The 10,360-nt window shown below is 68.1% G+C and carries 10 protein-coding genes; 7 read left to right on the top strand and 3 right to left on the bottom strand.

The annotated features are described in order from the left end of the window. Positions 1-31: 31 nt before the first annotated feature. Both ACZ0AE_RS10560 and ACZ0AE_RS10555 read left to right on the top strand, forming a co-directional pair. Positions 32-412 (top strand): winged helix-turn-helix transcriptional regulator, encoded by a 381-nt coding sequence (locus ACZ0AE_RS10560; protein WP_038688119.1) that lies wholly within the window; start codon positions 32-34, stop codon positions 410-412. Between the two features lie 46 nt (positions 413-458). Next, complete coding sequence (locus tag ACZ0AE_RS10555) at positions 459-737, top strand: hypothetical protein (protein ID WP_137189594.1); 279 nt, start codon at positions 459-461, stop codon at positions 735-737. Positions 738-755: 18 nt separating this feature from the next. Here ACZ0AE_RS10555 and ACZ0AE_RS10550 read toward each other — a convergent pair whose 3' ends face one another. Together ACZ0AE_RS10550 and ACZ0AE_RS10545 are read right to left on the bottom strand one after the other, a co-directional pair. Next, positions 756-1,457 (bottom strand): response regulator transcription factor, encoded by a 702-nt coding sequence (locus ACZ0AE_RS10550; protein WP_354285981.1) that lies wholly within the window; start codon positions 1,455-1,457, stop codon positions 756-758. Then, positions 1,445-3,145 (bottom strand): histidine kinase, encoded by a 1,701-nt coding sequence (locus ACZ0AE_RS10545; protein ID WP_463601056.1) that lies wholly within the window; start codon positions 3,143-3,145, stop codon positions 1,445-1,447. The genes ACZ0AE_RS10550 and ACZ0AE_RS10545 overlap by 13 nt, the downstream gene beginning before the upstream one ends. 163 nt (positions 3,146-3,308) lie before the next feature. Between ACZ0AE_RS10545 and ACZ0AE_RS10540 the strand changes: the two genes are divergently transcribed. Continuing rightward, complete coding sequence (locus tag ACZ0AE_RS10540) at positions 3,309-4,826, top strand: alpha/beta fold hydrolase (protein WP_463601055.1); 1,518 nt, start codon at positions 3,309-3,311, stop codon at positions 4,824-4,826. Positions 4,827-4,867: 41 nt separating this feature from the next. On the opposite strand, the gene ACZ0AE_RS10535 is transcribed toward ACZ0AE_RS10540, so the two are convergent. Continuing rightward, positions 4,868-6,235, bottom strand: coding sequence for an aminotransferase-like domain-containing protein (locus tag ACZ0AE_RS10535; protein WP_463601054.1), 1,368 nt, complete (start codon positions 6,233-6,235; stop codon positions 4,868-4,870). Positions 6,236-6,425: 190 nt separating this feature from the next. Between ACZ0AE_RS10535 and cyoA the strand changes: the two genes are divergently transcribed. Genes cyoA through cyoD form a run of 4 tightly spaced genes read left to right on the top strand, consistent with a single transcriptional unit; the run spans position 6,426 to position 10,355 of the window. Then, complete coding sequence (gene cyoA / locus ACZ0AE_RS10530; protein ID WP_463601053.1) at positions 6,426-7,400, top strand: ubiquinol oxidase subunit II; 975 nt, start codon at positions 6,426-6,428, stop codon at positions 7,398-7,400. A 2-nt stretch (positions 7,401-7,402) separates the two neighbouring features. Continuing rightward, positions 7,403-9,382 carry a cytochrome o ubiquinol oxidase subunit I gene (cyoB, locus tag ACZ0AE_RS10525; RefSeq protein WP_463601052.1) on the top strand — a complete coding sequence of 660 codons (1,980 nt, stop codon included), beginning with the start codon at positions 7,403-7,405 and terminating at the stop codon, positions 9,380-9,382. Further along, a complete protein-coding gene (gene cyoC / locus ACZ0AE_RS10520) occupies positions 9,379-10,017 on the top strand; it encodes a cytochrome o ubiquinol oxidase subunit III (RefSeq protein WP_038688126.1) in 639 nt (212 codons plus the stop codon). Before cyoB ends, cyoC begins: the two co-directional genes overlap by 4 nt. Beyond that, positions 10,014-10,355, top strand: a complete 342-nt coding sequence (gene cyoD, locus ACZ0AE_RS10515) for a cytochrome o ubiquinol oxidase subunit IV (protein ID WP_137189588.1) — start codon at positions 10,014-10,016, stop codon at positions 10,353-10,355. The genes cyoC and cyoD overlap by 4 nt, the downstream gene beginning before the upstream one ends. The last annotated feature ends 5 nt before the right edge of the window (positions 10,356-10,360 follow it).

Here is a 10,360-nt window from a genome sequence, read left to right as displayed (position 1 = left end):
TCGAAAGAAGGCACCAAAGGGTAACCAGGCAATGAAAACCGGCAGCGAGGAAGATCAATGGCGTGAAGACTGCGCCCCGCGGCGGGTGCTGGAGCTGTTCAGCACCAAGTGGACCTCGATGGTGCTGCACACCCTGGCGGTGCGCCACGACGGCACCGCGCGCAGCAATGCGCTGCACCGCAGCCTGCCGGACATCTCCAAAAAAATGTTCAGCCAGACCCTGCGCCAGATGGAGGCCGCCGGGCTTGTGCTGCGTACCGAATACCCCACCGTGCCGCCGTCGGTGGACTACGCGCTGACCCCGCTGGGCGTGCAGCTGGTGGAGCCGATCGAGCTGATCTACGACTGGGCGCGGCGCAACGCCGGGGCGCTGGATGCGCTGCAGCCGCGAGCGACGTCGCGGCGGCGCTGAGGTATATTCCCCACCCCCCACGTTGCGCCAGACCCGGAACTTCCCGATGAGCACGAACAAAAAGCAGTACTTCAAGCATTGGGCAGAGTCCGATCTCGGCCAGGGCAACGTCTACATCGAGGCCGTGGGCGATGTGATCGTGCGCCAGGTCGAGGTGTACCGCAGCGTGACCACCTGGGCCGACAAGTACGGCCAGAGCGACGAACGCTTCCTGCTGGCCGACCAGCCGCTGTCGTGGTTCGACCTGGATTCGGACGACGGCATCACCGCCACCGAATTCGAAGCGGCGTGGAAGAAGGCCAAGGCTGCCACCGGCGGTCTCTGAGCCTGTGCCGGGGCGGGGTCAGCCCAGCGCGAGTTCGCCGCGCAGTGCGGCCACGTGCGCCCGGCCCACGGCCAGCTCCGTGCCGTCGTTGAGTACCAGCCAGTAGCGGCTGCCCGAACCGGCGTGCAGGCTGCGCACATGGCGCAGGTTGACCACGTAGGAGCGGTGGCAGCGCACGAAATCCGGCGGCAGTACCGCGCCCAGGCTGGCCAGTGATTTGTCGTGCAGTTCGCTGCGGCCGTCGCGCATGCGCAGCTGGCTGTAGTCGCCGTCGGCGCGGATCCACTGCACGTCGGCCAGTTCGACCACGGCGGTACCCTGTGCCCGCCAGATGCCGAGATAGCGGGCGCTGCCGGCGCGCGCGCGGCTGACGTCGAGCAGGCGCTCCAGCGCGAGGCCCAGGCGTTCGCGCGAGAACGGCTTGGGCACGAAATCCAGCACGCCATGCTCGAACGCCTGCAACGCACGCTCGCGATGGGCCGACACCACCACGCAGTGGTAACGCCCGGCGACGGCACGGCGCAGCAGCTCGAAGCCGTCCTCGCCCCCCAGGTTCAGGTCCAGCAGCAGACCGTCGTAGACCGCGCGCTGCAGGCGGTCACCGGCGGCCTCCAGGTCGGCCACCGCATCGAACCGCGCCCGGCTGCCGGCCAGCTCGGTGCACAGGCGCAGCAGGCGCTGGCGTACCAGCAGTTCGTCTTCGACGATCAGGATGCGCATGGCAGCTCCATCCGGCCGTACCAGTCCGTACCGTCGGCACCCTGCACGAAGCGCCAGCGGTCTGGCCACGCCGCCGCCAGGCTGGCTTCGATGTAGCGCGTGCCGGTGCCCTGGCCGCGATGCGGTGCCGTGCCGCGCGCGCTGCGCAGCTCCACGATCCAGCGCTCGCCTTGGCGCTGCACGTGCAGCCGGAACGGCTGCTGCGCGCAGGCCACCGCGCCGGCATGGGTGAGCGCGTTTTCCACCTGGGCGTGCAGTACCCCCGGTGGCAGCCACAGGCCGTGTTGGTCGGCGTGCACCTCGAATGCGATGTGGTGTTCCATCGCCATGCCCACGATGTCCAGGTGGTTGCGACACAGCGCCAGTTCGTCCTCCAGTGCGACCCGTTGCTGGCTGCTGCTGGCGCGCAGGCGATCGAACTGCTCGGCCAGTGCTTCGACCAGGGCGCTGGCGCGCATCGGTGCCTGCTCGATCAGTTCCTGCAGGCAGGTCAGGGTGTTCATCAACCAATGCGGCTGGATGCCGCGTTGCAGCAGTTGCAGTGACAGGCGCGCCCGCTCTTCGCGCAGCAGCGCGTTGTGTGCGTCCAGGACGCGCAGCTGTGCGGCGTGCCGCACCAGCAGGAATCCCATCAACACCGCCAGGAACAGGAAGTACGGGCCATCCAGGAAGGCGCCGCGCAGCAGCGGAATCGCCAGCGCACCGGCCAGCACCAGGGTCAGGATCGGCCAACGCTCGTCCGGCTCGCCGCGGGCGCGCAGCAGCAGCGCGGCGGCACTGAGCAGGCTCAGCAACAGCAGCGCCGCACCGCGTCCATCGAAGCCCGGCACGAATGCCACCACGGCCACCAGCGCTGCCAGATAGGCGATGCGCAGGGCGGTCGGCACCGCCACGCCGAAGCGGCGTGCAAGGTAGGCCGGCAGCAGGACCGCCGCCGCGAGATGCAGCGCCAGCAGCGCCAGCAGGCGCGGGCCATGCCACGGGTAGGCGTACCCGAGCAGTGGCCGCCAGCCCTCCAGCACCGGCAGCGCCAGGCCCACCGCACCCAACGCGAGCAGGACCCGCGCGCCGGGCACCTGTGGCCGTCCGCGCTGCGCCGCCAGCAGGTACAGGCAGGCGGCCGCGAGCGCGCCGGTGGCAAGCGCGGCAATCAGCCAGGGCGCCACCGGGTGACGGTACAGCGAGGCGGCCGGTCCGATCGCAATGAAGGCGTCCGCGCTGCGCAGCGGCAGCCGGTGATGCTGGCTGGAGGCGAGCACCACCAGCGTGTCGGTGCCAGCGGCAGGCGCAGCGGGCAACGCGCGCAGGACGTCGACCTGCCCGGGTCGCTCCTCGTTCGCGGTAGCCCCGACCGTGCCATTGGCCGGCAGCGGCCGGCCGTTCCAGTACGGCTGGCTGGCCGCGCGCACGGACAGCCGCAGCGTGCGGTCGGCCGGTTGTTCCGCTGCGGTGGCAGGCACCTCCCAGCGCAGCCAGTAGGGGCCGCGCCAGCGCGCCAGTTCGCGTTGATCCACCGCGCGCCAGGGCAGGCCATCGGGCGGCGTGGAGGGCACATCCGCCGACGCCGCCGGCGCCATCGCCGTCGGTTCCAGATAGCGCAGGCCGGCAGGCGGTGCTGCCGCCACCAGCCAGGCGGTGACCGCGGCAACCAGTACAACCAGGGTGGTGAGGGTTCGGAGGATCTGCATGCGGCCATCGTATCGGCTGCGTGGAGACATTGGTCCCCCGCGTGGAGCCGTTGGGCGGACGCGAACGCCTTCTCCGCCCGAGGGCGGCAGATGCTGGGGGTGTGTTGATGTGCCGCGCCACCCCGGTGCGCGGTCCGCTGTTTCATCTTCCCTGGAGCCCGCCATGACCCATGCTTCGATGCTGCACGCTGATCGTCCCCGTTCCTGCCTGCACGGCATGGCCACGCGGCTGGCAACCCTGTGCCTGACCTTCGCCGCCGTTGCCCCGGTGCTGGCGGCTGACACGGCGGCGCCGCTGGTGTTCGAACCCTATGCCTACCAGACCCAGGCGCACGGCACGATCGCAGCGGAAGCGGCTTACCTCGATGTGCCGCGCCGCCACGCGGCGCCGGACGGGCCGCGCATGCGTCTGCGCGTGGTCCGGCTGCGGGCGACGGCGGGCGACGGCCGCGCTGCACCCGTTGTGTATCTCGCCGGTGGGCCGGGCGGCTCGGGTATCGGGACTGCGCGGGGGCCACGCTGGCCGGTGTTCGACCGGGTCCGGCGCGATACCGACGTGCTGCTGCTGGACCAACGCGGCGCCGGCGCGTCCGAGCCCCCGCCGGCATGCCCGCATGTGCAGCAGTTCGATGACGCGCAACCGCTGCAGCGCGACACCGCGCTGGCCGCATTGCGTGACACCGCAGCGCGTTGTGTCGCGTTCTGGAAACAGGCCGGGGTCGATCTGGGCGCGTACACCACGGTGGAAAGCGCCGGCGACCTCGAGGACCTGCGGCGCGCCCTGGGCGTGCCGAAGATCAGCCTGTGGGGGATGAGCTACGGCACCCACCTGGCGCTGGCCACGGTGCGCCTGCACGGCGACCGGCTGGAGCGGGTGGTGTTGATGGGTAGCGAAGGCCCGGACGATACCCTGAAGCTGCCGTTGGCGGCGGATGCGCTGCTGGCGCAGTTGGGTGCGGCAGCGGCCGATGCGGGTTTCGAGGATCTGACCGGCTCGGCCACGCGGGTACTGGCCACGTTGCGCCAGCAGCCCGCCCAGGGCAGGAGCCTGCTCCACCCGGACAAACAGGTCACCATCGGCGCCTATGACCTGCAGCTGGCGATGGCGGCCATGCTCGGCCGCCGCACCACCCAGCAGTGGTTGCCGTTTGCGCTGCGCCAGGCCGAGCGCGGCGACTACGGTCCGCTGGCCGACATCGTGCTGCTGCTGCGCGGTGAGTTCGGCCAGTTCGGCGCGATGTCGCTGGCGATGGACGTGGCCTCCGGCCAGAGTGCGCCGCGGCGTGCCTTGGCCGAGGCACAGGCGCGTACCAGCCTGTTCGGCGATGCGTTGAACTTCCCGTTCCCGATGCTGGGCGACGGGCTGGGGCTGGTTGATCTGGGTGACGCGTTCCGGGCGCCGCTGCGGAGCGCGGTGCCGGTGCTGTTCATCAGTGGCACGCTGGACGGGCGGACCCCGCCGGCCAACGCCGAAGCGCTGCGGCCGGGCTTCGCCAACAACACGTGGCTGCTGGTGCGCGGCGCCAGCCACGACAACGAAATGTGGCTCGGGCAGCCGGCCATTGCCGGCACCATCGCCGATTTCCTGGCGGGCCGGGCGGTCCGCGACGCGGTGCTGGACCTGCCGCCGCCGGCCTTTGTGACCGACCAGGCGGCGATGCTGCGGTCGCTGCCGCGCTGAGGGCAGGGCGGGGCGGGGAGCCGGCACGCTGCGTGGCCGGCTCACACCGTCCAGCCACCTGCGTCGTCGGCGGCCACGTGCATCAGGTGATCCAACTGCCGCAAGGCCCGGTGCAGTTCCTGCCGGCTCGACGCCGCGCCCAGTGAGATCCGCACGGCGTCATTGATCGCCACGCCCTGCGGGGTGAACGCCGACGACGGGGCGATACCCAGCCCCTGCAGCCGCGCCGCATGGGTCAGGCTGGCGTCGGTCCACTGTGCGGGCAGGCGGCACCACGCATGCACGCCGGCACAGTGCTGCAGGAACCGCGGCGACAACGTGGACTGCGCCAGATAGCGACGCTCGGCGGCTTCTTCCTGCACCAGCTTCAGCAGGGTGGCCGCCGACCCGTCCAGGATCAGCTGGGTCACCAGCGCGTTCATCAGCGGCGGCGCCATCAGGTTGACCGCGCGCAAGGCATCGAGCACGCGCTGCCGTGCCACGCCATCGGGCAGGTGCACGAAGCCGGTGTGCAGGCCCGGGCTGAGGCATTTGGACAGGGTGGAGATGTAGCAGGTGTGCTGCGGCGCCAGCAGGGCGAGCGGGGCGGGGGCATCACCGACCAGCAGCCAGTACGGGTCGTCCTCGATCAGGCGCAGGTCCAGGCTGCGCAGTACCTCGGCCAGCGCCATCCGGCGTGCTTCGGGCATGGTGCGCGCGGTCGGGTTCTGCGCGGTGGGATTGAGGTAGACCACGCGTGCACCGCTGGCACGTGCGTGGCGGCGCAACGCGCTGGGCAGCATGCCGTGCTCGTCGCACTCCACCACCCGCAACGTGCGCTGCAGCACGCGCGCCGCGTGCAGCAGGCCGGGATACACCAGCGGTTCGCACAGAATGACGTCGCCGGCATCGGTGAGCGCCAGCAGCAGCGCCGACAGCGCGGCCTGCGCGCCTTCGGTGACTACCAGCCGGTCGCTGTCCAGCCTGCCCAGGATCGGCTTGAGCCATTGCTGTGCGGCCAGGTGGTCGGCGCGGCTGCCACCGCCGACGTGGTAGGTCATCAGGTTGCTGGCGTCGCTGCGGCTGAGCACGGTGGCCAGGCCACGCTGCAGCATGTCGGCTACCTGTCCGCCGCCGGGGCTGGGCGGCAGGTTCATGCTCAGGTCCACCAGCTGCGCCAGCTCCACCTGGGGCGGGGCGACGAACGTTCCCTGGGGTCCGCGTGCATCGATCAGGCCGCGCTTGCGCGCTTCGGTGAAGGCACGGGTGACGGTGGTGAGGTCCACGCCCAGCTCGCTGGCCAGCACGCGCTGCGCCGGCAGGCGCTGGCCGGGCCGCAACGCGCCGGACCAGACCGCGCGTTCAAGGGCCTGCACGATGCGCAGATAGACCGGCCCGTGGCCGTCGGCGATGAGAGTGTTCCACTGCATCGGCGCATCTTACGCCCGGGTGTGCGCTGCCCTGCGACAGTGTGTCGCATCATGTATGGATCATGTCGTTGCCTAACGTACGCGGCTGCGGCGGGCACCCCCCATGCATATCGGTCATGCAGGGGGGTGTTCGCCACTTTTCATGATCCGGGCCGCCCGGCCCGGCACTGCGTTGGAAGGGCCGTCCCGCATGAACCCCGCTACACACCCCGCTCGCCGCGCCGCCATGGCCGGTGCAGCCCGCGCCGGACGCTGGTTCGGACTGGCAGCGTTGCTGCCATTGCTCACCGGGTGCAAGAACCTGGAACTGTTCAATCCCATGGGCAGCATCGCCGAACAGGAGATGCAGCTGATCCTGGTATGCACCGGCCTGATGCTGCTGGTGGTGATCCCGGTGATCATCCTTACCCTGTACTTTGCCTGGCGCTACCGCGCCTCCAACACCAAGGCCACCTACGCGCCGGACTGGTCGCATTCCACCGCCATCGAGGTGGTGATCTGGACCATTCCGTGCCTGATCATCGTGGTGCTGGCCGTGTTGATCTGGAAGAGCACGCACGCGCTGGATCCCTACAAGCCGATCGCATCGGACAAGGCCCCCCTGCGCGTGGAAGTGGTGTCGTTGAACTGGAAGTGGTTGTTCATCTACCCCGACCACAATGTGGCCACGATCAACGAGCTGGTGATGCCGGTGGATACGCCGGTGGCCTTCAAGCTCACCTCCGAGTCGATGATGAACGCCTTCTTCGTGCCGCAGCTGGGCAGCATGGTCTACACCATGCCGGCCATGCACACGCGCCTGCACCTGATCGGGCATACCCCGGGCACCTACGCCGGGATGTCGTCGGCCTACAGCGGTTCGGGCTTCTCGGACATGAAGTTCCCGGCCCGCGTGGTCACCGATGCCGACTTCCAGGTCTGGCTGGACCAGGCGCGCAGCAGCAACGACCACCTCGGCGCCGCGCGCCTGGCCGCGCTGGAAGTGCCTACCCATGGTGCGCCGTTGCAGCGCTTCAGTGGCGTGGATACCGGCCTGTTCGACAGCATCGTTGCCCGTTACCACGGCATGGCCGATGACGAGATCTGCCTGCCGGGCGAAGAGCCCGGGGCAACACCCCAGACGTTGAGCCTGGCCGCGCCTGCCAGCCGTACCGCGGAGAACTGATTGTGCTTGGAAAGTTGAACCTCGAAGCAATTCCCTACCACGACCCGATCATCATGTCGGCGCTGGCAGGCTCGCTGCTGCTCGGCGCGGCGATCGTCGCGGCGATCACCTACTACAAGAAATGGGGCTACATCTGGACCGAGTGGATCACCTCGGTGGACCACAAGAAGATCGGCGTTATGTACATCCTGCTAGCCCTGGTCATGCTGGTGCGCGGCTTTGCCGATGCCCTGATGATGCGCGCCCAGCAGGCGATCGCGGCCAATGACGCGGCCGGCTACCTGCCGCCGGAACACTACGACCAGATCTTCACCGCGCATGGCGTGATCATGATCTTCTTCGTGGCAACCCCGCTCATCGTGGGTCTGATGAACCTGGTGGTGCCGCTGCAGATCGGGGCGCGCGACGTCGCCTTCCCGTTCGTCAACTCGCTCAGCTTCTGGCTGTCGGCGGTGGGCGCGGTGCTGGTGATGCTGTCGATGTTCGTGGGCGACTTCGCCGCCACCGGCTGGGTGGCCTATCCGCCGTTGTCGGGGATCGAGTACAGCCCCACGGTTGGCGTGGACTACTACATCTGGTCGCTGCAGGTCTCCGGCATCGGCACGACGCTGACCGGCCTGAACTTCATCGTCACCATCCTCAAGATGCGTGCGCCGGGCATGGACCTGATGAAGATGCCGGTATTCACCTGGACCGCGCTGATCACCAACATCCTGATCGTGGCGATCTTCCCGGTGCTGACCGCGACCCTGGCGCTGCTGACCATGGACCGCTACTTCGGCATGCACTTCTTCACCAATGACGCCGGCGGCAACGCCATGATGTACGTCAACCTGATCTGGATCTGGGGCCACCCGGAAGTCTACGTGCTGATCCTGCCGTGCTTCGGCGCGTTCTCCGAGATCATCGCCACGTTCTCGGGCAAGCCGTTGTTCGGCTACCGCTCGATGGTGTATGCGACCTGTTCGATCGGCGTGCTGTCGTTCTTCGTCTGGCTGCACCACTTCTTCACCATGGGCTCGGGCGCCAACGTGAATGCCTTCTTCGGCATCATGACCTCGATCATCTCCATTCCCACCGGCGTGAAGCTGTTCAACTGGCTGTTCACCATGTACCGCGGCCGCATCCGCTACCACTCCTCGACGATGTGGACGATCGGTTTCATGGTGACTTTCGCGCTGGGTGGCATGACCGGCGTGATGCTGGCCATCCCGGGCGCGGACTTCGTGCTGCACAACAGCCTGTTCCTGATCGCGCACTTCCATAACGTGATCATCGGCGGCGTGGTGTTCGGCTGCCTGGCCGGCATCACCTTCTGGTTCCCGAAGGCGTTCGGCTTCACCCTCAACGAGCGCTGGGGCAAGATTTCGTTCTGGTGCTGGTTGGTGGGCTTCTATCTGGCCTTCATGCCGCTGTACGTGCTCGGCTTCAAGGGCATGACCCGGCGCATGAACCACTACGCGGTGGAAGGCTGGCAGCCGTGGTTGATCGTGGCCGCCATCGGCGCGCTGGTCATTGCCGCCGGCATCGCGGCCATGTTCATCCAGTTCTACGTGAGCGTGCGCGACCGCAAGGCCAACCTGGACCTGACCGGCGACCCGTGGAATGCACGCAGCCTGGAATGGGCCACGTCCTCGCCGCCGCCGTTCTACAACTTCGCCAAGGTGCCGGTCATCACCTCGCTGGAGCAGCATTGGGACGACAAACAGGCCGGCAGTGCCTGGCAGCGCCTGGACCACTACGAGGACATCCACATGCCGCGCAACACCGGCGCTGGTGTGGTGATCTCGCTGTTCAGCCTGGTGCTGTGCTTCGCCCTGGTCTGGCACATGTGGGTGCTGGCGGCGATTGGCCTGGTCGGTGTGATCGCCACCTTCGTGCTGCGCTCCTACGACCGTGACGTGGACTATTACGTGCCCGCCGCCGAGGTGAAGCGCATTGAAGAGGCGCATTTCGCGCAGATGCAAGGAGCCAAGGCATGAGTGGCGATACCCTGACCGCTGCCACGCAGCACGGGCAGCTCGCGGGCGGTCATCACGACCACGCCCATGAGCACCACGACGACGGCAGCAAGACCGTCGTCGGGTTCTGGATGTACCTGATGGGCGACTGCCTGATCTTCGCGGTGCTGTTTGCCACCTTCGGGGTGCTGCTCAACGGCACCGCCGACGGTCCGTCGGGCAAGGAACTGTTCAAGCTGGGCTTCGTGCTGTCTGAAACGGTGGTGCTGCTGTTGAGCAGCTTCACCTTCGGCTTGGCGATGCTGGGTCTGCAGGCCAACAAGCGCAACCAGGTGGTGGGCTGGCTGGCCACCACCGGGCTGCTCGGCGCGGTGTTCATCGGCATGGAGCTGTATGAGTTCGCCGAGTTGATCCATGAAGGCGCCACCCCCGACGTGAGCGCCTACCTGTCGGCGTACTTCACCTTGGTGGCCACCCACGGCCTGCACGTCACCTTCGGCCTGCTGTGGCTGGCGATCATGATCCACCAGGTGCTGAAGTTCGGCCTGGACGGCATCGTCCGCCGCCGCCTGGCCTGCCTGAGCCTGTTCTGGCACTTCCTGGACCTGATCTGGATCTGTGTCTTCACCTTCGTCTACCTGCGGGAGTTCGTATGAGCCCGAGCGCTTCTGAAACCGATCACGGTGGCAGCCACGCCACCCTCAAGGGCTACATCATCGGCCTGCTGCTGTGCCTGGTGCTCACCGGTGCCTCGTTCGGCGTGGTGATGGGCGGGTGGGTGCCACAGCCGTTGCGGCTGACCGCCATCGTGGTGCTGTGCGTGGTGCAGTTGGTGGCGCAGCTGGTGCTGTTCCTGCACATCGGCGCGGGCCGCAGCCAGCGCGAGAACACCGGCATCTTCCTGTGCACGGCGTTCCTGATCGCCATTGTCGTCGCCGGGTCGTTGTGGGTCATGCACAACGCCACCCAGAACATGATGCCGATGCAGGTATGAGCAGG

It is taken from the genome of Stenotrophomonas sp. AC248 (genome assembly GCF_979258185.1).
The sequence above is the reverse complement of the archived record's forward strand: the minus strand, read 5'-3'. Positions and strand labels throughout refer to the sequence as shown.